The sequence below is a fragment of the Mesobacillus subterraneus genome, from assembly GCF_020524355.2.
Classification (GTDB): domain Bacteria; phylum Bacillota; class Bacilli; order Bacillales; family Cytobacillaceae; genus Mesobacillus; species Mesobacillus subterraneus_C.
Genome location: NZ_CP129019.1, coordinates 4584456 through 4607979, shown reverse-complemented (window position 1 = coordinate 4607979; position 23524 = coordinate 4584456). Strand labels below are relative to the sequence as shown.

Here is a 23524-nt window from a genome sequence, read left to right as displayed (position 1 = left end):
GAATCTCCCTAACCCAAAACTAGTAACAGGAGGATGTAATATGCTTGTCTGAAGAATGTAATATAATTGGAAATTATCTCAGCTCTTTTTCCTCTTTTACCAAGTATTTCTGAGAAAAGGCAGCTTGAGTTTCTCAGCTTCTCATAATGAAAAATCTTAAGTGAGTGATTTAAGTCACTATGTCACTCAATCTGTCTAGTTATAATAAATGTATTCAAATGAAAACCTTTCTCAAAAAGGGGGGACGGCATGGAAATAAAAACGATATATGACCGGATCGGCGGAGATGAATCAATCCGCAAGATTGTGGATACGTTTTATCCAAAGGTTTATGAAAATGAAGAACTCAGCCCTTTGTTTGAAGGGGATATGGACGAAATCAAGCGAAAGCAATGGATGTTCCTCACGCAGCTGACCGGCGGCGGCGCACTATACAGCGAGGAATTCGGGCCGCCCAATATGAGAGTGAGACATATGCCATTCGAAATTACACCGCTGCGCGCGAAGGCCTGGCTGAAGCTGATGCATGAAACACTTACGGAAACGGGCTTGATCGAAACCGACGGCGGAAAGGCCCTGTTCGAGCGTTTGAGCCAGATTGCACCAATCATGATTAACAAACAATAAGGGGGCATTTCATAATGGAAAGACAGACATTAAAACAATACCAAGAATTTAGCGAAGAACGTTTTACAAAGAGGATCGTTTTTAAAAAAGGCGAAAGCACCGTGTTCTTGTTGAACTTCATGCCAGAACAAGAGCTGCCAAAGCACACACATCCAGGAACAGAAGTTTTTATCCTAACTTTGCAGGGCGAAGGCACTTTCACGATTGACGGTGAAGCCGTAGTAGCTGCAGCAAACGAAACCGTCCACGTGAGCGGAACAGAAGAGCTTGCCTATAAGAACACAGGGTCAGAGCCAGTCACACTTTATGTGATGCTCAACAAGATTCCGGATGAGAGATTTGCGCAGAACATTTAAAGAGTAGCAAGTGTTATCGGAATTATTGGCAAACGTCTCGATAGAAGCTCAAACATGAGCGGAATATCATCACTTGGTCGAATTATTCGATAATGTGGTCGAAAAAATTCAAAATGTGGTCGAAATAGCTAAAAATCCGCCAAATTAATTCAAAATGTGGTCGAAATATCCACAAATGTGATCGAAATAATTTTATACGCAAACAAAATATCATCATCTGGTCGATACCCTGGCCTTTTCAAGCTCAAAATAAGCCCCTGCAACCTGCGCAGGGGCTTATTTTATCCGAAAATCCTGTTCCAAATCTCGACGAGGAAGAAGGCTACCTCAACTTCTTCTTCTTCGCCGCCTTCATATACTGTTTTTTTACCTTTTTTGCTTTGTTTTTCGTCATCAAGCTTGATATCGGCTGACTCGTCTTCAGCGTCAGCTTTTACAGCGCCTTTGTCATCGTTTTCGTCGAAGCCTTCGCTTGTTGCTTCGCCATTCGAGAAGTCAAGGAAGCATAGTGGCGGATACAGGACGCACCACCAGTTCGCGCCTTCGCCTTCACCAATCGTGATCAAGATTGCTTCGTACTCACCTGCCGGGTAGAGCAGCTGCCCATATAATTTAGTAGGAAACTGCACTTTATCAAACTCAGTTTTTACAGGATGATTTGACCCTTCAGCTGCGATAACTTCTTCAGCGATTGCCTGGATTTCTGGCAGCTTGGATTTGATGACGTTCCTCGCTTCTTCAATCGAAGTCAGCTCCTGAACCCAGTTCGTGATTTCTTTGTTCACTTCGTCGCGGATCAGACGTTTGATATTCTGATCCTTTTCCAGATCACTGTCAGCGAGGATCCTCAGGCGAATCGCCTCATTCGGGATGACCATCGCTTCCTTCGCGGTCACTTCATTTTTTGGAATATATAAACTTAGAATAGTCCCTGCACATAATAAGAATATGTATAAAATAGCGGCTGATTTTTTCATCATCATCTTTCGCACCGTCCCTTCACTAGTCACAGTGTGGACAGATTGATAGATTCTTAAACTAGTAATTTTGAAAAAAACGGACTCCTTTTTTTAGGGAGTCCATTTCCGCAAACACCATCCGGTCCTTGCCATTTATATCAAAGACAACCTCTACCCTGGCATGCGGGAAGGTTTTTTCCAGAAGCGCACGTACTGCCTCACCCTGGCCAGCGCCGATTTCAAAGCCGACCAAGGCTTTCTCCTTCAATACCAGCGGGAGTTCGTCCATGAAACGGCGATACAGGTCCAGTCCGTCTTCGCCTGCAAAAAGCGCCATATGAGGCTCGTGTTCTGTCACAATGTCTGACATCCATTCCTGGTCCGAAACCGGAATATATGGAGGATTCGAGATGACAGCATGTACTTTTTTGCCTTGTAAAATGAGCGGCTGCAGGAGATCTCCGTGTAAAAATTCAATCTCTGCACTCAGCTGACTTGCATTTTCCCGGGCAACCTGGAGGGCGTCTTTTGAAAGATCAACCGCTGTTACCTTCATTTCTGGTTTTTCCAGCTTTAAGGTAACCGAAATTGCTCCGCAACCGGTGCCGACATCGACAAGGTCAATTTGACCATTCTCCGGAAAAAGTCTATCCAAACGCTGAAGCGTTCCATGAACAAGCTCCTCCGTCTCCGGCCGGGGAATCAGCACATGCTCATTTACATTGAAGGAGCGGCCGTAAAACTCCTCGCTGCCCATGATATATTGAATCGGTTCGCCAGCTGCATGCCTTTTTACAGCATCCTGAAATGCGGCCCACACTTCTCCATCAAGTTCGTCGCGCATCATCGCAAGCATCGACGTACGGGACAATCCGGAATAGTGCCGGAGCAAAAGTTCACCGGCGAACTCCTCGCGATTATGTTCTTTTAAAAAAGAAGAAGCCCAATTGAGGGCTTCAAATATTTTCACATTAGTCATTGTTCGCACTCTCAAGTCTTTGAGACTGGTCTTCCATAATAAGCGCTTCGATGATTTCATCCATCTTGCCCTGAAGGATCTGGTCAAGCTTCTGGATCGTCAGGCCGATGCGGTGGTCGGTCACGCGATTTTGCGGGAAGTTGTACGTACGGATGCGCTCGGAGCGGTCCCCTGTACCTACAGCAGATTTACGAACCTGGTCATACTCCGCCTGTGCTTCCTGCTGGAATTTGTCATAGACACGGGCACGAAGTACCTTCATCGCCTTGTCTTTGTTCTTGTGCTGTGATTTTTCATCCTGGCACGATACAACGATTCCAGTTGGTATATGTGTCAGACGTACAGCTGCTGACATTGTCGTGTTAACAGACTGTCCACCGGCGCCGCTTGATGCAAAGGCATCAAAACGGATGTCTTTATCGTGCAGCTCAATTTCCACTTCTTCCGCTTCAGGAAGACATGCAACCGTAGCAGTTGAAGTATGGATACGGCCGCCTGATTCCGTTTCCGGAACACGTTGTACTCGGTGGGCACCGTTTTCGAACTTCATTTTAGAATAAGCGCCATTGCCATTGATCATGAAGATGATTTCTTTAAAGCCGCCCACGCCAGTCGTGCTGGCATCGATGACTTCCGTTTTCCATCCCTGTGATTCAGCATAACGGCTGTACATCCTGTAAAGGTCACCGGCAAATAAAGCAGCTTCATCGCCGCCAGCAGCGCCACGGATTTCCATGATAACGTTTTTGTCATCATTAGGGTCTTTAGGGATAAGAAGAATCTTGATGCGAGCTTCAAGCTCCTCGATTTGTGGTTCGAGCTCGGAGATTTCTTCCTTTACCATCTCACGCATGTCTGCATCGAGCTTTTCCTCGAGCATGGCTTTCGCATCTGTCAGCTGCTCTTTAACTTCCTTGTACTCACGGTAAGCCATGACTGTTTCCTGGATGTCAGACTGCTCTTTTGAATACTCGCGGAGCTTCTTGGAATCATTGACAACTTCCGGGTCACTCAATAACTCATTCAATCTTTCATAACGATCCTCAACTGATTGAAGACGATCAAACACGGACATTCACCTCTATTTTTATAGCCTTGAAAATTAGTTTATACATTTATTCTTGCCTGTGTATTTCCGCACCAGGTCCGATAGTTCAACATAGCATAACATTCTAATTATAGTATAGGTGGCACACTCAGTCAAAGCCATTGTGAATAGAAAAGCGCAAGCGCCTTGTCCAGCCCCGGCAAGCGCTGGAGGGCTGACCAGGAAGTCGCTCTTTGACTTCACCTGAGCGGACCGAAACCGAAAAATTATAGCGGACTGCCCAGAAACGCAAAAACTGGAGACTCCGACAAAGAAGCGCTTTTTGCTTCGCCGGCGGAGTTGAAATTTCGGAGTTTCTAGGGACCGATACTAGACAAGTCGAAATGCGGAGGCGACTGTCCAACTTCAGGCATCAGAAAAAGCATGCCCAATTTACGAGCATGCTGTGAAGCTTCACAACTTTATTCAATATCAACGTTAATATCATAGCGCGGCAAAGCTCTTGTCAGCTTTTTCTGCAGTATCTTTTGAGCGTTTTCACGATCTTTTCTGGTTACGCGCCCTTCAAGCTGTGCGGTCACGTTCATTTCGCCGCCGTTAATCCAGATGGAACCCGGGTCATAGCCTGCATCAGAAATGACGTCCTTCGCTTTTTGGACATCCTGGGAAAAACTATAATGGTTTTCGTTATCGGTATTCAGCAAATTGGGATTCTGATCGGTCATCGTCATGCCCTCATCCTGGTCCCTTGTGAAATTCGGTCCATCTCCTTCGCGGACCCCGTCATCATCCCTGTTCAGGTCTACTCCAGCATGATCTTCATTCTTGTCATAGACTGATTCTGTATTATCCTGGACACAACCTGAAACCATAATCATCGCAAGCACAAACAACATGAGTAATTTTTTCAAATTATGGCACCTCCCGCTGTTAGATTGCCCCAAAAAGTTGCTGAAATGCATCTAGGAGCTCTAAAGTCACCTATTTTAAGGGAAAAACGGCAATTGGAAAAATTATTCTCTTACTCAATGACTATAATTGCACGGAAAAGAGTCATAATTGCACGATAAAACCATTAATTGCACATAAAAGAGTATGAATTGCACAGTAAAGTGTAGTAATTGCACTTTCATCCAATATTAGGTAAATACAAGCCCGCAAATAACAAAAAATCCCCCCGCACCCGGGAGGATTCCACCTTCTATGTTAAGCTTTCCGTCGTCGTGTTCTTGATCTTCAGCTCGTTTGGTGATTTAGGAACTTCATGATGGTGTCTGCATCGTGGTTCGTACGATTCGGAGGCGCCAACGAGAATGATTGGATCATCATAAGAGGCTGGCTTGCCGTTGATCAAACGCTGTGTCCGGCTAGATGGCGATCCACATACTGCACATACAGCTTGAAGCTTGGTCACATTTTCGGCAACGGCCATCAATGCAGGCATCTGTCCGAATGGCTCGCCGCGGAAATCTTGGTCAAGTCCGGCAACGATTACGCGGTAGCCGCTGTCTGCAAGATGCTGGATCACCTGCAGGATTTCATTGTCAAAAAATTGCACTTCATCGATGGCAATGACATCGATTTCAGGGTTGATATGCTTAAAAATATCAATAGAGTTGGCAATAGGCTTTGCAGTAACTGCAGTTCCGTTGTGTGATACAACCGATTCTTCGCTGTAGCGGTTATCAATCGCGGGTTTGAATACAGCAATTTTTTGCTTGGCGAATTGAGTTCTGCGCACTCGGCGGATCAGTTCTTCGGATTTACCGGAAAACATGCTGCCGCAGATCAATTCAATCCAACCGCTTTGTTTCATAACGTACATGGTCAGCCTCTCCTTCCTCGCTCGTAAATTTGGAAGCGCAAGCGCATTGGTCAGCCATGACAAGCGCTTGATGGCCGAACGGTGAAGTCGTTCTTTGACTTCATCGAGCGGACCGAAGCGACTCGAAGGGCTAGGCGCTGGAGCTGGACAATAAAAATGTTATCTTGCACTAAATAAGCTGTTTTCGTAATTTTACGGCTTCTTCATGCCATAAAGGTACGAAAAAAGCCTGGTTAAAAGTTCGACACTTTTTTTCAGCTTTTTCCATTATAACAAAAAAAGGCGCTGAATCCAGACACAAAAATAAAGTTCATAAAATTAAATTTTATCTGTTTGTATTCCATAATTCGAACCAAAATCCCGAAAAATGCAAAATAAAAAACAGGCAAGTCACAAAGCTTCTTGCCTGTTTTATCGTTTCTTATATTACTGGTTGTTTTTAAGACCGTATTTCTTGTTGAAGCGGTCAACACGTCCGCCAGCTTCAGCAAACTTCTGACGTCCAGTATAGAATGGGTGGCACTCAGAGCAAGTTTCAACGCGAATCTCGTTCTTAACAGAACCAGTTTCGAATTCGTTTCCGCATGCGCAAGTCACCTTAACTGTTTTGTAGTTTGGATGAATTCCTGATTTCATTCTTTTCATCTCCTTCCGCCCTGAATCATATCCGAAACAGAGTTATAATCAACGGTTAAACCGTTATTGGAAAAACACACTGCACTCATTATAACAAGTCCATCTATATATTTCAAGTTAGTTTTTACGACCATAATTTGGAATTAAGATCGCTTGTTATTCCCCTTCATTTCCTCGCCAAGAACAGCGAAGAAGTCTTCATTTGACTTGGGAGAGTCTTAGCTTACGCAGGAATTTTTCCGCGAAGTCTGGAGAATCGGACATCGATTTACGGATTGCCCACAGCTTGTCCAGATGGTCTTTCGGAATAAGAAGTTCTTCTTTACGAGTTCCAGAATGTCGATTGCAGGGAAGATCCTTCTTTCTGCAAGTGAACGGTCAAGGTGAAGTTCCATGTTTCCGGTTCCCTTGAACTCTTCATAGATGACATCATCCATACGTGAGCCTGTATCAACAAGCGCAGTCGCAAGAATCGTCAAGCTGCCGCCTTCTTCAATATTACGGGCAGCACCGAAAAAGCGCTTCGGACGGTGGAATGCCGCCGGGTCAATACCACCTGACAAAGTACGTCCGCTTGGCGGGATGACAAGGTTATACGCACGAGCCAGACGAGTGATGCTGTCCATCAGGATGACGACATCACGTTTGTGTTCAACAAGACGCATCGCACGCTCAAGCACAAGCTCAGCTACCTTAATGTGGTTTTCAGGCACTTCATCAAAAGTGGAGCTGACAACATCGCCAGCCACGGACCGTTCGATATCTGTTACTTCTTCCGGACGTTCATCGATCAGCAGGACAATCAGCTCAGCCTCAGGATGATTCGTTGTGATGCTGTTTGCGATTTCTTTTAAAAGCATGGTCTTACCAGCCTTAGGCGGTGCGACAATCAAGCCGCGCTGACCAAAACCGACAGGAGCGATAACATCCATGATCCTTGTTGATACATGTTTATGAGTTGTCTCCAGTTTCATCATGCGGTCAGGATATAATGGCGTCAAACCCGGGAAGTGAACCCTTTCCTTCGCCGATTCTGGGTCATCACCATTGACTGCCTCTACCTGAAGCAAGCCGAAATAACGCTCGTTCTCTTTAGGAGGACGCACTTTACCCGAAACTTTATCCCCGTTCCTTAAATCAAAACGGCGGATTTGTGAAGCTGAGATATAAATATCCTCAGAGCTTGGCGAGTAGTTAATCGGGCGCAGGAATCCAAAGCCTTCAGACTGGATGATTTCCAGGACACCTTCCATGAAAAAATAGCCCTGCTGTTCCGCACGCGCTTTTAAAATAGCAAAAATAAGTTCTTTTTTCGATAATTTGCTGTAGTAAGAGACTTTATACTCTTTTGCGAGTTCATAAAGCTCTTTCAATTTCATATTTTCTAAGCTTGAAATATTAACTTCCATAATGTCACCACGCCTTAAAATATTTCGATTTCCCCCATAAAAAATGTATTAAGAATATCAGCGTATGGATGGAAAAAGAAGAAATGAGTTACCTTTGAAGGTTGTAAGAAGGAATTAATGAAGGTATACAACTGGTTTGTGTCTAATCTAAATCAACTAGTTTATTAAAACAATTTTCATTTTACCCTTAAATGGGAAAAATAATCAATCTTTTTATTTATTAACTCCCTTTACCTGCAGAATGCGGTAAAGGGAGTCTGTTTGTAAGGGTTTGCACTCAATTTTATTAAAAAATTATTATTTCATTACCAGATGCGGCTTTTTCTTTAGGCTGTGCTGCCCTTCAATGAAGCGGACTGTGCCTGATTTTGCGCGCATGACGACAGAATGGGTTGAGCCGTAAGAGCCTTTGAACTGGACTCCTTTTAGCAGCTCGCCATCAGTTACGCCTGTGGCAGCGAAAATCGCATCATCGCCGCGGACAAAATCTTCCATGAGGAGGACCTTATTGACATCGATGCCCATTTTTATGCAGCGCTCGAGCTCTGCATCATTTTGCGGAAGCAATTTACCCTGGATTTCACCGCCAAGGCTTTTCAGCGCTACCGCTGCGATCACTCCCTCAGGTGCTCCGCCTGAACCGAACAGGATATCGACGCCTGTCGTATCAAACGCCGTGTTGATTGCGCCTGCTACATCTCCGTCATTGATCAATTTGATCCTTGCACCGGCATCACGAAGCTGGGCAATGATATGTTCATGGCGCGGGCGATTCAATACCGTTGCCACTACATCTTCAATATCCTTGTTCTTCGCTTTTGCCACGGCCTTCAGATTATCAAGAACGGAAGCATTGATATCGACCATGCCTACCGCTTCAGGTCCGACAGCAAGTTTGTCCATGTACATGTCAGGTGCGTGAAGAAGGTTTCCGTTATCTGCCACCGCAAGAACTGCAAGAGCATTCCAGCCGCCTGACGCTACAATGTTCGTCCCTTCCAATGGGTCGACAGCAACATCCAAACGCGGGCCATAGCCTGTCCCGAGCTTCTCACCGATATACAGCATCGGTGCTTCGTCCATTTCCCCTTCGCCGATTACGACTGTGCCTTTCATCGGAATGGTGTCAAACACATCTCTCATTGCCGACGTTGCAGCATCGTCAGCTTCATCCTTTTTACCGCGTCCCATCCAGCGGGCTGAAGCAAGCGCAGCCGCTTCTGTCACGCGGACAAGCTCCATCGTTAAGCTACGTTCCATATGATCATCCCCTAATCATGAAAGATGCTAATGCCTACCGAAAATGCGTCCCTTTCAAAGAAGCCTTTTACATAAATCAACTTTCTCCTCGTTAGCTGATTGTGTATCCGGAAACTACTTAGGAAGCAAAACTTTCATGCCGCCATAGTTGGCGGCTTAAAAGTTAAATAGGTTATACTTTTTTGTTTAAAAATAAGCATTAGCACCACTATTTGTATTGTACAGCTCTATTGTACTATACTTTTTATGATTTTTTCACTTCTTCTTGCTCTTCAGATGTCATATCTTCACGCCAAATTGTGGCACCGAGTCCATTTAGCTTTTCAACGATATGGCTGTAACCGCGGTCAATATGGTCGACACCAGTAATTTCGGTGACACCTTCCGCCATCAGTCCAGCAATGACAAGTGCAGCTCCTGCGCGGAGGTCACTTGCCTTAACCTTAGCTCCCTGCAGCTTGACAGGACCGCTAATAATCGCCGATCTGCCTTCGACCTTGATGTTGGCATTCATTCTTCTCAGTTCATCAATATGCTTAAAGCGCGCGCCATAAATCGTATCTGTTACGACACTTGAGCCTTCCGCTCTTGTTAAAAGTGCAGTGAATGGCTGCTGCAAATCCGTCGGGAAACCAGGGTAGACAAGCGTCTTAATATCGACTGCTTTATACTGTTCAGACGGCGCAACATATATTTGCTCGTCACTGGCTTCAATTTTAGCGCCCATTTCCTTCAGCTTGGCCACAAGCGATTCAATATGCTGTGGGATGACATTATCGATTGTCACTCCGTCTCCAATGGCAGCTCCAAGAATCAGGTATGTCCCAGCTTCAATGCGGTCAGGAATGATCGTGTGGCGGCATCCGTGAAGCTCGTCGACACCATCGATACGGATGACATCCGTACCTGCCCCTTTAATCTTCGCACCCATATTGGTAAGCAAAGTGGCGACATCAATGATTTCCGGCTCTTTTGCGGCATTTTCAATGATTGTGCGCCCTTTTGCACGGACAGCAGCAAGCATGATGTTAATTGTTGCCCCAACGCTAACGACGTCAAGATAAATTCTTGCACCGCGAAGCTCGTCGGCACGCAGGTAAATCGCGCCCTGTTCGTTAGTCACGCTTGCACCAAGCGCCTCGAATCCTTTTATATGCTGGTCAATCGGCCATGGACCCAAATGGCAGCCGCCCGGAAGTCCGATGACAGCCTTTTTGAAACGGCCCAGCATAGCTCCCATCAAATAGTATGAAGCTCGCAGCTTTTTCACTTTTCCATTCGGCAAAGGCATGGAAATCATGGAAGACGGATCTACCGTCATTTCATTGTTCGAGAATTCAACAGAACCGCCGATCTCCTCCATCAAGTCCTTGAGCATATGAACATCGGAAATATCCGGCAAACCTTCAATGGTCACAGGCGATTCTGCTAAAATCGTTGCTGGGATCAAGGTCACTGCGCTGTTTTTCGCACCGCTGACCCGAACAGTCCCTTTTAAAGGATAGCCGCCTGCAATCTTAAGCTTTTCCATTTTTGACTCCCTTCTAAGCCGTGATGTATTAAGGTCAAGCTGGAGATAAAACATTTACAGCTAAGACCGATATAGGCTCTACTTAGATTTAATTACCGAAATCAACAGGAATATTTTTCCATTAAAAACACTTAGATTCCGGGAGTTTTCTATTCCTTTAGTTTACACGATATTCCCAATTTCATGTAATAAAATGCAAAAAAGATTAAATTGGGTAAAAGTTCCTAATGAAAAATGGTTTCGGCTGGCCGAGACCATCTCTGTGCAAATCAATTGTTAATCTCCACTTTCGGCTGAGTGTCTGAAATCTTAAAACCCACCATTTTAAATAAATGACTCTCCGAAATCGGTCGTTGATTTCCGTTCCAGGCGCTTCGCTTTCCGCGGGGCTGGAGCTGAGCCCGCAGGACTTTGAATAGACTTCTTCGATTTCGCCCACGCACGATGGATATGCGTTAGCATTTTCGGAGGAGTCTGCGCGCCTTCCACTCCAATCAACTGGACTTAATTCATTATTTTGCTTTCCCGCCTTTTTAAAAAGGAAAAATTATTGTCCGCGAGACTCCCAGTCTTTCAAAAATGCTTCGATTCCTTTGTCGGTCAGCGGGTGGTTGAACATTTGCTGGATGACTTTGTATGGTACGGTTGAGATGTGTGCTCCTCTTAGTGCTGCATCTGTTACGTGCTGTGGATGGCGGATGGATGCGGCGATGATTTCTGTGTCGATTCCGTGGATGGTGAAGATTTCGGCAATCGTTGAAATCAAGTCGAGTCCGTTATGGTCGATGTCATCCAGGCGGCCAAGGAATGGAGATACATATGTAGCGCCCGCTCTTGCTGCCAGCAATGCTTGATTTGCGCTGAAAACAAGGGTTACGTTCGTTTTGATTCCCTCTTTTGAAAATACAGAAACGGCCTTCAAACCTTCTGGGGTCATTGGCACTTTGATCGTGATGTTTGGAGCGATTGCAGCTAGTTCTTTCCCCTCTTTGATCATACCTTCTGCATCTAGTGCGATGACTTCTGCACTGACAGAGCCTGGAACTAATTCAGTGATTTCCTTTAAGCGGTCTTCAAACTTTACATTCTTTTCTTTTGCTACTAGTGAAGGATTCGTTGTAACCCCTGATAAAATCCCCAGTGTATAGGCCTCGCGAATTTCTTCCATATTTGCAGTATCGATAAAAAACTTCATTTGTAAACGCCTCCAGTCGACATAATTTTCAAACAAGGATAAATGGACAAAAACCGCCTTGATGTAAGGCGGTTTTATTATAACAGAATTTTATTGTTATTACGCTTTGTTAGAAGAACCAAATTCGCGCATTTTGCCGATTACCGTTTCCTTGATTGCATCGCGAGCTGGTCCAAGATATTTACGTGGGTCATACTCTTCCGGCTTCGCAGCAAGAGTTTCACGAACTGCTTTTGCAGATGCAATTTGGTTTTCTGTGTTAACGTTGATTTTAGCTGTACCGAAAGAGATGGACTTCTGGATGTCTTTTGTAGGGATTCCAGTTCCGCCGTGCAATACTAATGGTACGCCTGCAGTCTTGTTGATTTCTTCCATTTCTTTGAAGCCAAGGTTCGGTTCGCCTTTGTAAGGGCCGTGAACAGATCCAAGAGCTGGAGCAAGGCAGTCGATTCCAGTGCGTTGAACTAGTTCTTCACACTCTTTAGGGTCAGCATAGATAACGCCATCAGCAACGACATCATCTTCCTGGCCGCCAACTACTCCTAATTCTGCTTCAACAGAAACACCTTTTGAATGAGCGTATTCTACCACTTTTGAAGTGATTTCTACGTTCTCTTCGAAAGGACCGTGTGAAGCATCGATCATGACAGATGTGAAACCTGCATCGATTGCTTCTTTACACTTATCGAAGCTTGAACCATGGTCTAAGTGGATTGCGACAGGAACTGTTGTTTTGTAGTCCTCCATCAATCCTTCTACCATTTTCACTACTGTTTTGAAGCCGCCCATGTAACGTGCAGCACCTTCGGAAACACCAAGGATAACTGGTGATTTCTCAGCTTCTGCAGCTTGAAGGATCGCTTGAGTAAATTCAAGGTTATTTAAGTTAAATTGCCCAACAGCGTAGCCTTCCGCATTCGCTTTTTTCAGCATTTCCGTCATTGAAACTAAAGGCATATTTTTTTCCTCCTTCGATATGATCAATTTTCATTTTGACAATGCTACCATTTTAAAGGTTTTCCTTCTCTGCTTTTGATTATGTACCCGAGAAGGCATTCATCAAAACGAATGATCCTGTGGAATTCATAAGTATCATACCAAAAGAAAATCAGAATTACCATTGTTCAAGCCATGTTTTTGCAAGTGTCATAAAAATGCTATAAAGCAAACGTTACCAATAATTTTACTAGTCTGTAAACTTGTTTTATCCTTGCTTTTTAAAAGGAAATGCCCTCCGAAAATTCGAGAGGACATTTCTATGTAATCTGTTTTTTAAATTAAGAAACGGTTTGCGAATATTTTTTAACTGCCGCACGGATGTCATCAATATCGAATGGTTTTGCAAAATGGGTCAGTGCACCGAGGTCCATAGCTTCCTGGATCATATCAAGCTCGCCGTAAGCGGTCATGATGATGACGCGGATATCAGGATCGATTACCTTCATTCTTTTTAAAATTTCAATTCCATCCATACCAGGGATCTTCATGTCTAGAAGTACTAGATCTGGTGGATGCTTTTTAACGAGATCCAGGGCCTGGACGCCATTTGCAGCTTGATACGTTTGATAACCTTCTTTTTGCAGCACTTCATTAAGTAGAATTCTGATGCCAAACTGGTCGTCTACAATTAGTATTTTTTCTTTCATGCCGCCTCTTCCCCCTAATAAATGTAGTATATTGATAAATGTGTTTGTCCAGGAAAATCGTTCGTCTTATCCCCATTTACACAATTCGTTAAAAAGCTTGAAATTCCTCCCATATTTTCAAACTTATTTTTCGACAGATGCTTTTTCATTTCCATTGTAGTACTTTATAATCAGTATTGGCAAAAACGGAGGTGCTGTTATGTTAAAAATGTTTTCGACACAGCTGACAGGTTTGTTCAACAGGCTTCAGGAGAAAGAAGAATTTTCGATTGAGGACGGAGCTCGCCTGCTTGCACAGGCTGCAGCTGGTGAAGGAACTGTATATATTTTAGGTACGAAGGAGATGCAGGCTGTAGCCCTTGAAGCGATTTATGGAGAGGAACCGTTGCAATCTGCGGCAATTTTAACAGAGAACGTCGAGCTCGAGGCTGCCGATCGAGTATTGCTTGTTAGCCGATATGCCGACGACGAAGAGGCTGTCAAAGCAGCACGCAATTTGCTGGAAAAAGGGATTCCTTTCGTGGTCATCTCCACTGTCCGCGGTGAAAATGAAAACACCGGCCTGGACACTATGGCTGATGTGCACATCGATTTAAAAGTAAAAAAAGGACTCCTGCCTGATGAACTGGGCAACAGAGTCGGCTACCCTACATCCATCGTCGCATTATATATTTACTTTGGATTGAAATTCACAATACAGGAAATTTTAGAGGAGTACTAATAGCGGGGGCTTGGCACAACTGGTATTAACACGAATTAAACTGGCATTATGTTGACGCTAACTGGTATTAAAACCGATCCAACTGGTATTATATTGACGTTAACTGGCATAAAGCGGAAAAATACGGCCAGTTGATCCATAAATGCAAAAAAGCCGGTGATTTCCCACCGGCTTTTTGCTATTTCTCCGCTTGTTACTTATTTGACTTGATGGATGCTTCAATAAAGTCTCTGAACAATGGCTGCGGGCGTGTTGGTCTTGATGTGAATTCTGGATGGAACTGGGATGCAAGGAACCATGGGTGGTCCTTCAGTTCGATGATTTCAACTAAACGGCCATCCGGGCTTGTCCCAGAGAAAATGAATCCTTCTTTTTCCATCGCCTGGCGGTATTCATTGTTGAATTCATAGCGGTGGCGGTGGCGTTCATAGATCAAATCGTCATTGTATGCTGCGAAAGCTTTTGTATCTTCACCAAGCTTACAAGGATATAATCCAAGACGAAGTGTTCCGCCTAAATCTTCGATATCCTTCTGTTCTGGCAGAAGGTCGATGATTGGGTACGGCGTGCTTGGCATAATTTCTGCTGAGTGTGCATCCTTCAAGCCAAGTACGTGACGTGCGAATTCAACAGATGCGAGCTGCATGCCGAGGCAAATACCGAAGAACGGCACTTTGTTCTCGCGAGCATATTTGGTCGCAAGGATTTTCCCTTCAATACCACGGTCCCCGAATCCGCCTGGAACGAGGATTCCGTCTACGTCATTCAGCAATTCAACAACATTTTCTTCTGTAACTTCCTCAGAGTTGACCCACTTGATTTCAATATCACTGTCAAATGCGTAACCAGCGTGCTTCAATGATTCAACTACTGAAATATAAGCGTCTTGAAGTTCAACATATTTACCAACAAGAGCAATTCTTGTTTTACCTGAAAGATGCGTAACTTTTTCAACTAGTGCATTCCATTCTGTCATGTCCGCTTCGCCGCAATCCAGCTTGAAGTGATCGCATACAAGCTGATCCATCTTCTGGTCCTGCAAGGCAAGAGGGATTGAATATAATGTATCCGCATCTGCCGCTTCGATTACTGCTTCCTTATCGATGTCACAGAAAAGAGCAATCTTGTCTTTCATGTCCTGCGAAATCGGCATTTCTGTACGAAGAACAATGATGTTTGGCTGGATACCGAGGCTGCGAAGTTCTTTTACGCTGTGCTGAGTTGGCTTCGTCTTCATTTCACCAGCTGCCTTTATATAAGGAACCAATGTACAGTGGACGTACATCACATTGTCGCGGCCAACATCATTCTTGATCTGGCGGATTGCTTCGAGGAATGGCAGGGATTCGATGTCCCCTACTGTTCCGCCGATTTCTGTGATGACAACGTCAGCTCCTGTTTCTTTGCCGGCACGGAAAACTCGGTCTTTGATTTCATTCGTAATATGCGGAATAACCTGTACAGTTCCGCCCAGGTAGTCACCGCGGCGTTCTTTTTTCAGGACAGTCGAGTAGATTTTTCCTGTCGTCACGTTTGAGTATTTGTTCAAGTTAATATCGATGAAACGCTCGTAGTGGTCAAGGTCCAGATCCGTTTCAGCACCATCATCTGTAACGAATACTTCACCGTGCTGGTAAGGGCTCATTGTCCCAGGGTCCACGTTGATGTATGGATCGAATTTCTGGATCGTAACATTCATGCCCCTGTTCTTCAGCAATCTTCCAAGAGATGCTGCTGTGATCCCTTTACCTAAAGACGAAACTACGCCGCCTGTTACAAAAATATACTTTGCCATTTGTGTAATCCCCCTCATCAAACAGTTTGTACAATATGTACCTGTTTAATTGATTTATTAATAAAATTTTTAACCTTTTCATTTGGCCCGCAAGCCAATATAACCGGGGGTTTTCAACAATCTGCACAAAATAAAAAAAACGCCCCGCATACAGAGTATGGGGAGCGTTTAGTAACTGTTTTACATAATCGTCCTTTTTTAAGGAGCCCAAAAAGTATTCTACAGCCGGTCAAAATAAAAGTCAAGCTGTTAATTACAGTTCTTCGTCCTCTTCCTCATCTTCTTCTTCGAGTGGACCTTCTTCGTCTTCTAACAACTCATCATCGTCGTCGAAATCATCAGTGTCTTCAAGATCCTCATCGAAGTCTTCATCATCATCGTCATCATCGAGATCATCATCGTCATCTTCATCAAACTCCTCGATGTCATCATCGAAGTCCAAATCTTCCTCATCGATTTCATCGAATTCGTCAAGGTCAAGGTCATCCTCATCGACAGCTTTCTTCGCTTTCTTCTTCTTTGGCTTCACTGTCGTGACATTGTCTTCTTCGATTTGGTCAACTGGATACCAAACGCGCAGTCCCCAGCGGCCTTCCCCCTGGGACATGAAACGTCCATCTATGTTTATATCTGTATAGAACTGAACCATTTTTTCAGTTACTTCGGCCTCGTCCAATTTCATGACCTTCTTGATCTCCGCCATAAGGTCTTGAAATGTTACAGCCTGCTTTTTCTCTTTTAAAATTTCAAAGGCAACTTCAATCATTGACATTTCTTGAAGCTCTTCTTTTGAGTATTGATTTAAACTCAATTTTCGCACTTCCTTTCTCTATTCCAGGCCTTACCCGGCCCTGCGTCCGAAAACAAGGAAATTATCCCAGAATGCATATTCTACATTATAAACAAATTCTAAACCTTTATGCCAGTTTTATCTGTCCTTTTCTCGCCTTTTTTCGGTTTCGTTATCCGCTTTCCTGCTGCCAGTCCTTTTTCTCTTTTTAAGTTGGACGAAAGCCAGGAAAAAGAAAACAATCGAAAGAATGAAAAAAGATATCGCTCCAAGCTGTCGCTGGTAAAGATAATACATGGCTGCAGCTGCCATAACAGCCCCTGCCGTTAATAACACCGATCTCACAAAATTCACATCCTGAAGTAGGTCGTATGTATTAGCTGATATCTAGATTATATAAGATTATTTGGTAAAAGATATGAAAAATTCTTTAAAAGTTGCTTTTCTCACCAAATCTCATCTTATATTCGTGCTCTTTTTTATAGAAGCTGCTGGAGCTATTCATGTGTTAATGCTAGTTTACGAAAAGAGCATAACAAAATGCAAGATGGCTTATAGTTTTCCTACAAGCCACCTTGCCAAATCCAGATCGATTGCAAAAGCTCTAATGCCACGTCCTATCTTTATACACCAGCGCTTTTGATTTTAAACTATACCTACTTCAATTATGAAAAAATTGATATCCTACATATTCCTGCGGAACTGGCCGCCAACTTCGTAGAGCGCCCTGGTAATTTGACCAAGGCTTGCATATTTTACAGTTTCCATCAGCTCTGCAAAAATATTGCCTCCGCTGACTGCTGTCTCCTTTAAGCGATCAAGCGCTTCTTCGGATTGATCCTTGTTTTTGCCTTTGAAGGATTCAAGGTTAAGAATCTGAGTTTCTTTTTCTTCTTTCGTTGCTCGGGCAAGCTCCATCTTGTCAATTTCTTCCTCGGATGGCGGGTTTGGATTCAGGTAGGTGTTCACACCGATGATCGGCAGCTCTCCTGAATGCTTCTTCATTTCGTAGAACATCGACTCATCCTGGATTTTTCCGCGCTGATACTGTGTTTCCATCGCACCAAGCACACCGCCTCGGTCATTGATCCGTTCAAATTCCTGAAGGACAGCTTCTTCTACTAAATCTGTCAACTCTTCGATGATAAATGCACCTTGGAGCGGATTCTCGTTCTTCGTCAAACCATGCTCCTTCGTGATGATCATCTGGATGGTCATCGCGCGGCGGACAGATTCTTCCGTCGGGGTTGTAATTGCTTCGTCATAAGCATTTGTATGAAGCGAGTTGCAGTTATCATGCAATGCCATCAAAGCTTGAAGCGTCGTTCGGATATCATTGAAGTCGATTTCTTGTGCATGAAGGGAACGACCGGATGTCTGGATATGATACTTCAGCTTCTGGCTTCGCTCATTTGCGCCGTATTTGTTCTTCATCACTGTCGCCCAGATGCGGCGGGCAACGCGGCCAATCACTGAATACTCAGGATCAAGTCCGTTTGAGAAGAAGAAGCTCAGGTTCGGTGCAAAGTCATCTATGTTCATGCCTCTGCTTAAATAGTATTCAACATACGTGAAGCCATTTGACAGCGTGAAGGCCAGCTGGGAAATCGGGTTCGCTCCTGCTTCGGCAATATGATAGCCAGAAATAGATACAGAATAATAGTTCCGGACCTTCTCATCGATAAAATACTGCTGGATGTCTCCCATCATTCTGAGTGCGAATTCAGTAGAGAAGATACAAGTATTTTGTCCCTGGTCTTCTTTTAAAATATCTGCCTGCACCGTTCCGCGAACTGTCTGGAGCGTCATTTCCTTCACTTGCGCAAACTCTTCGTCATTCAGCTTGCGGCCGAGCTCTTGTTCTTTCTTTTCTACCTGTTGTTCAATTGCTGTGTTCATGAACATTGCCAGGATGATCGGTGCCGGTCCGTTGATTGTCATCGACACGGATGTTGATGGATGGCAAAGGTCAAATCCTGCATAAAGCTTTTTCATGTCATCAAGTGAACAAACGCTGACACCACTTTCGCCGACCTTACCGTAAATATCTGGACGGTAATCAGGATCCTCACCGTATAAAGTCACGGAATCAAATGCTGTACTTAGACGTTTTGCTGAATCATCCTTTGAAAGGTAATGGAAGCGGCGGTTCGTCCGTTCAGGTGTACCTTCACCAGCGAACTGGCGCTTTGGATCCTCACCTTCGCGTTTGAACGGGAATACGCCCGCTGTATACGGGAAGCTTCCTGGTACGTTCTCAAGGTATACCCAGCGCAAAATCTCGCCGTAATCCTTGTACTTTGGCAATGCCACTTTAGGGATGCTCAAACCTGACAGGCTCTTCGTCCTTAGCTCAGTGACGATTTCCTTATCGCGAATCTTTGTCACGAACTGGTCAGCGCTGTACTTTTCCTTTAACGCCTCCCAGTTTTCAATGATATATTTTGATTCTGGCGTCAGCTTTTTCTCCGCTTCTTCCTTCAGCATCTGTAGAGAAGATAGCACTTTGCTGTTACTTCCACTTTCTTTTACCGCCTCGATTGTACCTTCAATCTGGAACAGTCTGCGCGCAAGTTCTGCCTGCTCTGCAGCATGCTTATGATAACCGCGAACCGTCTCGGAAATCTCACGCAGGTAATAACGGCGGTCATTGGGGATGATGACATTCTGTTTTTCAACTACTGCATTTGTAGAGAAAGGTGTCGTCCAATCGGTCCCTGCTTTTTCATTGATCTTATTGACTAATGCCGCAAATAGAGCGTTCGTCCCCGGGTCATTGAACTGGCTGGCGATTGTGCCATACACAGGCATCTGGTCCAGCTCTTTTTCCCAAAGAAGGTGGCTGCGCTGATACTGCTTCTGCACCTGGCGCTTAGCGTCCTCAGACCCTTTGCGCTCAAATTTATTGATGACAATCAAATCCGCATAATCAATCATGTCAATTTTTTCAAGCTGTGATGGTGCTCCAAATTCGCTCGTCATCACGTACATCGAAACATCGCACACATCGGTGATCCCGGCATTGCCCTGTCCGATCCCGCTCGTTTCGACGATGACCAGGTCAAAGCCCGCTGCTTTTACCACGTCGATTGCATCCTTAATTGCCAGCGATAATTCTGACCTGGATTGTCTTGTCGCTAGGCTTCGCATGTAAACGCGTGGAGAGAAGATCGCGTTCATCCGGATACGGTCACCTAGAAGCGCGCCGCCCGTTTTCTGTTTAGTAGGGTCGACTGATAAAATCGCTACCCGCTTTTCAGGGATTTCATTGATGAATCTTCTGATCAATTCATCCGTCAAAGAGCTTTTTCCTGCTCCGCCTGTACCTGTGATACCCACGACAGGAACGGATTTTGTCATTGTCTTTACTTTTTCCATCAATGTTTCAACAGCTGCTGCTGTTTCTTTTTCTGAACCGACATGCTGCTCGGCAAGCGTAATCAGCTTGGCAACTGCATTCGGGTCTCCAGCCTCAAGCTTCTCGATCTCCTCAACGCCTTCTGGAGTGACGGTCGGGAAATCACATTCCTTGACCATTTGCTCAATCATGCCGTTAAGGCCATACTTCCTGCCGTCTTCCGGAGAAAAAATCCTCGCAATTCCGTATTCCTGAAGCTCTTTTATTTCCCGAGGAATGATGACACCGCCGCCACCGCCGTAAATGCGGATATGGGAAGCGCCCTTTTCCTTTAAAAGATCATACATATACTTAAAATACTCAACGTGTCCGCCCTGATAGGATGAAATCGCAATTCCCTGTGCATCCTCCTGGATAGCGGCATTGACAACCTCCTCAACGGAGCGGTTATGCCCAAGGTGGATGACCTCGCCACCCATTGCCTGGATAATCCTGCGCATGATATTGATTGAGGCATCATGGCCGTCAAACAAGCTTGAAGCTGTCACAAAGCGAATATGGTTCTTTGGCTTATATGTTTCCTGCATACTCATTTTGTTCCCCCTGTTCCTAATTTCATTTCCTACCCCTTGATCCCCTTAAAAAGCAATTCTGTCTGAAGCTCCGTATACTCTTCGAGTGTATACAGTTTTTGCAGCGCCCAGCGACGGAATCCCCACATCTGCCCCTGGACGAAAATATCATGGGCAATGATTTTGACGTGCTTCTCATCCAGGTCAAGCTCGCCATTTTCGACGCAGCGCTGGATGACTTCCTCAAACATCCCCACCATTTCAATCTCTTTTTTCAGTACGTAAGGAAGGGCATCCTTTGTCAGCGACTTTACCTCCTGATACATAACAAGCACTTCGTCCTGAAGGTCGTCCATGACCTTGAAGTAATTCGCAATCCCTACCTTCAGGCTCTCAAGCGTACCCTGATCGGTGTTGAGATTTTCTTGAAGGCGATTGCGAACCTCGTCATAAATGCTGTCACAGACAAGATACAGAACATCTTCTTTCGTTCGGATATATTCATAAAGGGTGCCGATGCTAAAGCCTGAAGCCCGGGCAATCTCTCTGGTCGTCGTGCGGTGGAAGCCCTTCTGCTTGAAAAGGGTAACGGCCCCTTTAATCATCTGGTCGCGCCTTTTTTTTCACAAGTCGCTCATCTTTTACCGACGCCTGCACTTCTCGCTTTTTCATCAACATCTACCCGCCTTGTTATTTCGTCAGCATCCTGGAAATGACAAGACGCTGGATTTCCTGTGTTCCTTCATAGATTTGCGTGATTTTCGCGTCGCGCATGAAGCGTTCAACCGGATAATCCTTCGTGTATCCGTAGCCGCCGAATACCTGTACAGCTTCAGTCGTGACCTTCATTGCCGTGTCGCCGGCGAACAATTTGGACATTGCAGATTCCTTGCCGTAAGGAAGCCCTTCCGATTCAAGCCATGCAGCCTGATAGGTTAAAAGTCTAGAAGCTTCAACAGAAGTAGCCATGTCTGCAAGCTTGAAGCCGATTCCCTGATTCGCCGCGATTGGCTTGCCGAATTGCTGACGTTCTTTCGCATAATCGACTGCTGCATCAAGCGCGCCTTGTGCGATTCCCACCGCCTGGGCAGCGATACCATTGCGGCCGCCATCGAGTGTCATCATCGCGATTTTGAAGCCTTCGCCAACTTCACCAAGGATATTTTCCTTTGGCACACGGCAATCTTCAAAAATGATTTCCGTTGTTGGAGATGAACGGATGCCGAGCTTTTTCTCCTTCTTGCCGACGGAGAATCCTGCAAAGTCGCTTTCGACGATGAACGCAGTTGTTCCTTTATGCTTGCTCGTTGGGTCGGTCAACGCAAACACTACATAAATATCCGCAACGCCGCCGTTTGTAATAAAGATTTTAGAGCCGTTCAGTACATAATGATCGCCATCTTCTTTAGCGGTCGTCCTCATTGCACCTGCATCCGAACCGCTGCCCGGCTCAGTCAGGCCGTATGCGCCGATACTTTTTCCTTCAGCCATCGGGCGCAAGTATTTTTGCTTTTGCTCCTCGTTTCCGAACTTGAAGATCGGCCAGCCAGCAAGTGATGTGTGTGCTGAAAGCATAACGCCGGTGGATGCACAAACACGGGACAGCTCTTCAACTGCGATGCAATATGCCAGATAGTCAGAGCCAATTCCGCCATACTCTTCAGTCCATGGAATACCAGTTAGTCCAAGCTCCGCCATTTTGTCAAAAATCTCACGGTCAAAGCGTTCCTCTTCATCACGCTCAGCAGCAGTGGGAGCCACTTCATTTCTCGCAAAATCTCGGACCATTTTTCGAATCATTTCATGTTCTTCGGATAATCGAAAATTCATTTTTGTTTCCTCCGTTACTGTTTATTTGAATTGAGTTATCTGCTGTTTCGGGAGTCTATTGACTCTATTTCGTGATCCAACCTGGTTATATATCAAATTTTTATGACAGCTCTTTTGCTTTCACACGCAAACCTGTCACAATTACGAGCTTTTCTTGACAGCTTTTCTACTTCCACTGCCTAACCTGTCACGATTTCGCGCTTTTCTTGACAGCTTTTCTACTTCCACTGCCTAACCTGTCACGATTTCGCGCTTTTCTTGACAACTTTCCGGCTTCCACTGCCTAATCTGTCACAATTACGAGCTTTTCTTGACAGCTTTCCGGCTTTCACTGTCTAACCTGTCACGATTTCGCGCTTTTCTTGACAGCTTTCCGGCTTCCACACCCCAACCTGTCACAATTACGAGCTTTTCTTGACAGCTTTCCGGCTTTCACTGTCTAACCTGTCACGATTTCGCGCTTTTCTTGACAACTTTCCGGCTTCCACTGCCTAATCTGTCACAATTACGAGCTTTTCTTGACAGCTTTCCGGCTTTCACTGTCTAACCTGTCATAATTCCGGGCTTTTCCTGACAGCTTTTCGCCTTTCACTGTCTAACCTGTCATAATTACCGGGGTTTCTTGACAACTTTCCGGCTTCCACTGTCTAACCTGTCACGATTTCGCGCTTTTCTTGACAGCTTTCCGGCTTCCACACCCCAACCTGTCACGATTTCGCGCTTTTCTTGACAGCTTTCCGGCTTCCACTGTCTAACCTGTCACGATTTCGCGCTTTTCTTGACAACTTTCCGCCTTCCACTGCCTAACCTGTCATAATTCCGGGCTTTTCCTGACAGCTTTTCTACTTCCACTGCCTAACCTGTCACGATTCCGCGCTTTTCTTGACAGCTTTCCGCCTTCCACTGCCTAACCTGTCACGATTTCGCGCTTTTCTTGACAGCTTTCCGCCTTCCACTGCCTAATCTGTCATAATTCCGGGCTTTTCC

19 protein-coding genes and 2 pseudogenes are annotated in these 23524 nt (G+C 45.0%); 3 read left to right on the top strand and 18 right to left on the bottom strand.

Translation table 11 applies throughout. From position 1 onward, the window contains the following. Positions 1-249: 249 nt before the first annotated feature. Entirely contained in the window at positions 250-627 is a 378-nt protein-coding gene (locus LC048_RS23990; protein WP_226603092.1) for a globin domain-containing protein, read from the top strand. 14 nt (positions 628-641) lie between these two features. Then, on the top strand, positions 642-983 hold the full coding sequence (locus tag LC048_RS23985) for a cupin domain-containing protein (RefSeq protein ID WP_226603101.1): 342 nt from the start codon (positions 642-644) through the stop codon (positions 981-983). Between the two features lie 281 nt (positions 984-1264). On the opposite strand, the gene spoIIR is transcribed toward LC048_RS23985, so the two are convergent. From spoIIR to LC048_RS23925, 12 genes and pseudogenes are all read right to left on the bottom strand, one after another. Continuing rightward, complete coding sequence (gene spoIIR, locus LC048_RS23980; RefSeq protein WP_371932086.1) at positions 1265-1960, bottom strand: stage II sporulation protein R; 696 nt, start codon at positions 1958-1960, stop codon at positions 1265-1267. Between the two features lie 61 nt (positions 1961-2021). Beyond that, a complete protein-coding gene (gene prmC, locus LC048_RS23975) occupies positions 2022-2921 on the bottom strand; it encodes a peptide chain release factor N(5)-glutamine methyltransferase (RefSeq protein ID WP_306048987.1) in 900 nt (299 codons plus the stop codon). Beyond that, on the bottom strand, positions 2914-3990 hold the full coding sequence (gene prfA / locus LC048_RS23970; protein ID WP_306048985.1) for a peptide chain release factor 1: 1077 nt from the start codon (positions 3988-3990) through the stop codon (positions 2914-2916). The genes prmC and prfA overlap by 8 nt, the downstream gene beginning before the upstream one ends. A 440-nt stretch (positions 3991-4430) precedes the next feature. Beyond that, complete coding sequence (locus LC048_RS23965) at positions 4431-4880, bottom strand: hypothetical protein (RefSeq protein WP_226603107.1); 450 nt, start codon at positions 4878-4880, stop codon at positions 4431-4433. A gap of 290 nt (positions 4881-5170) precedes the next feature. Next, positions 5171-5794 carry a thymidine kinase gene (locus LC048_RS23960; protein ID WP_226603119.1) on the bottom strand — a complete coding sequence of 208 codons (624 nt, stop codon included), beginning with the start codon at positions 5792-5794 and terminating at the stop codon, positions 5171-5173. 426 nt (positions 5795-6220) lie between these two features. Next, the gene (rpmE, locus tag LC048_RS23955) at positions 6221-6430 is read right to left on the bottom strand and encodes a 50S ribosomal protein L31 (RefSeq protein WP_041964628.1); all 210 of its coding nucleotides are present in this window, start codon (positions 6428-6430) and stop codon (positions 6221-6223) included. 143 nt (positions 6431-6573) lie between these two features. Then, a pseudogene (gene rho, locus LC048_RS23950) lies at positions 6574-7839 on the bottom strand (transcription termination factor Rho). Positions 7840-8136: 297 nt separating this feature from the next. After that, entirely contained in the window at positions 8137-9099 is a 963-nt protein-coding gene (gene glpX / locus LC048_RS23945) for a class II fructose-bisphosphatase (RefSeq protein WP_226603133.1), read from the bottom strand. Positions 9100-9343: 244 nt separating this feature from the next. After that, positions 9344-10630 (bottom strand): UDP-N-acetylglucosamine 1-carboxyvinyltransferase, encoded by a 1287-nt coding sequence (locus LC048_RS23940; protein WP_306048982.1) that lies wholly within the window; start codon positions 10628-10630, stop codon positions 9344-9346. Between the two features lie 547 nt (positions 10631-11177). Further along, a complete protein-coding gene (fsa, locus tag LC048_RS23935) occupies positions 11178-11825 on the bottom strand; it encodes a fructose-6-phosphate aldolase (RefSeq protein WP_306048980.1) in 648 nt (215 codons plus the stop codon). A 99-nt stretch (positions 11826-11924) separates the two neighbouring features. Further along, positions 11925-12782 (bottom strand): class II fructose-bisphosphate aldolase, encoded by an 858-nt coding sequence (locus tag LC048_RS23930; RefSeq protein ID WP_214904471.1) that lies wholly within the window; start codon positions 12780-12782, stop codon positions 11925-11927. A gap of 320 nt (positions 12783-13102) precedes the next feature. Next, positions 13103-13471, bottom strand: coding sequence for a response regulator (locus LC048_RS23925; RefSeq protein ID WP_079506260.1), 369 nt, complete (start codon positions 13469-13471; stop codon positions 13103-13105). A 199-nt stretch (positions 13472-13670) separates the two neighbouring features. On the opposite strand from LC048_RS23925, the gene LC048_RS23920 reads away from it, so the two are divergent. Then, complete coding sequence (locus LC048_RS23920; RefSeq protein WP_306048977.1) at positions 13671-14192, top strand: DUF2529 domain-containing protein; 522 nt, start codon at positions 13671-13673, stop codon at positions 14190-14192. 193 nt (positions 14193-14385) lie between these two features. Here the strand turns inward: LC048_RS23920 and LC048_RS23915 are convergent, their stop codons facing one another. The 6 genes and pseudogenes from LC048_RS23915 to LC048_RS23890 all read right to left on the bottom strand — a co-directional run bounded on the left by LC048_RS23915 (position 14386) and on the right by LC048_RS23890 (position 22537). Next, positions 14386-15987: a CTP synthase gene (locus LC048_RS23915; RefSeq protein WP_306048975.1), complete on the bottom strand. Its 1602-nt coding sequence runs from the start codon at positions 15985-15987 to the stop codon at positions 14386-14388. Between the two features lie 253 nt (positions 15988-16240). Then, positions 16241-16807: a DNA-directed RNA polymerase subunit delta gene (gene rpoE / locus LC048_RS23910; RefSeq protein ID WP_371931961.1), complete on the bottom strand. Its 567-nt coding sequence runs from the start codon at positions 16805-16807 to the stop codon at positions 16241-16243. Between the two features lie 108 nt (positions 16808-16915). Beyond that, entirely contained in the window at positions 16916-17122 is a 207-nt protein-coding gene (locus tag LC048_RS23905; RefSeq protein WP_226603147.1) for a hypothetical protein, read from the bottom strand. 339 nt (positions 17123-17461) lie between these two features. Further along, positions 17462-20722 (bottom strand): fused isobutyryl-CoA mutase/GTPase IcmF, encoded by a 3261-nt coding sequence (gene icmF, locus LC048_RS23900; RefSeq protein WP_306050598.1) that lies wholly within the window; start codon positions 20720-20722, stop codon positions 17462-17464. A gap of 35 nt (positions 20723-20757) precedes the next feature. Next, a pseudogene (locus LC048_RS23895) lies at positions 20758-21379 on the bottom strand (TetR/AcrR family transcriptional regulator). Positions 21380-21397: 18 nt separating this feature from the next. Next, the gene (locus tag LC048_RS23890; RefSeq protein WP_306048973.1) at positions 21398-22537 is read right to left on the bottom strand and encodes an acyl-CoA dehydrogenase; all 1140 of its coding nucleotides are present in this window, start codon (positions 22535-22537) and stop codon (positions 21398-21400) included. Between the last annotated feature and the right edge of the window lie 987 nt (positions 22538-23524).

What these genes read in the sequence shown, in the direction of transcription:
- LC048_RS23985 (WP_226603101.1), top strand. Translation starts at nt 642, where the DNA reads ATGGAAAGACAGACATTAAAACAATACCAAGAATTTAGCGAAGAACGT.
- LC048_RS23920 (WP_306048977.1), top strand. Translation starts at nt 13,671, where the DNA reads ATGTTAAAAATGTTTTCGACACAGCTGACAGGTTTGTTCAACAGGCTT.
- LC048_RS23915 (WP_306048975.1), bottom strand. Translation starts at nt 15,987, where the DNA reads ATGGCAAAGTATATTTTTGTAACAGGCGGCGTAGTTTCGTCTTTAGGT.
- LC048_RS23890 (WP_306048973.1), bottom strand. Translation starts at nt 22,537, where the DNA reads ATGAATTTTCGATTATCCGAAGAACATGAAATGATTCGAAAAATGGTC.
- fsa (WP_306048980.1), bottom strand. Translation starts at nt 11,825, where the DNA reads ATGAAGTTTTTTATCGATACTGCAAATATGGAAGAAATTCGCGAGGCC.
- LC048_RS23930 (WP_214904471.1), bottom strand. Translation starts at nt 12,782, where the DNA reads ATGCCTTTAGTTTCAATGACGGAAATGCTGAAAAAAGCGAATGCGGAA.
- icmF (WP_306050598.1), bottom strand. Translation starts at nt 20,722, where the DNA reads ATGCAGGAAACATATAAGCCAAAGAACCATATTCGCTTTGTGACAGCT.
- glpX (WP_226603133.1), bottom strand. Translation starts at nt 9,099, where the DNA reads ATGGAACGTAGCTTAACGATGGAGCTTGTCCGCGTGACAGAAGCGGCT.
- spoIIR (WP_371932086.1), bottom strand. Translation starts at nt 1,960, where the DNA reads ATGAAAAAATCAGCCGCTATTTTATACATATTCTTATTATGTGCAGGG.
- LC048_RS23940 (WP_306048982.1), bottom strand. Translation starts at nt 10,630, where the DNA reads ATGGAAAAGCTTAAGATTGCAGGCGGCTATCCTTTAAAAGGGACTGTT.
- prmC (WP_306048987.1), bottom strand. Translation starts at nt 2,921, where the DNA reads ATGACTAATGTGAAAATATTTGAAGCCCTCAATTGGGCTTCTTCTTTT.
- LC048_RS23925 (WP_079506260.1), bottom strand. Translation starts at nt 13,471, where the DNA reads ATGAAAGAAAAAATACTAATTGTAGACGACCAGTTTGGCATCAGAATT.
- rpmE (WP_041964628.1), bottom strand. Translation starts at nt 6,430, where the DNA reads ATGAAATCAGGAATTCATCCAAACTACAAAACAGTTAAGGTGACTTGC.
- LC048_RS23990 (WP_226603092.1), top strand. Translation starts at nt 250, where the DNA reads ATGGAAATAAAAACGATATATGACCGGATCGGCGGAGATGAATCAATC.
- LC048_RS23960 (WP_226603119.1), bottom strand. Translation starts at nt 5,794, where the DNA reads ATGTACGTTATGAAACAAAGCGGTTGGATTGAATTGATCTGCGGCAGC.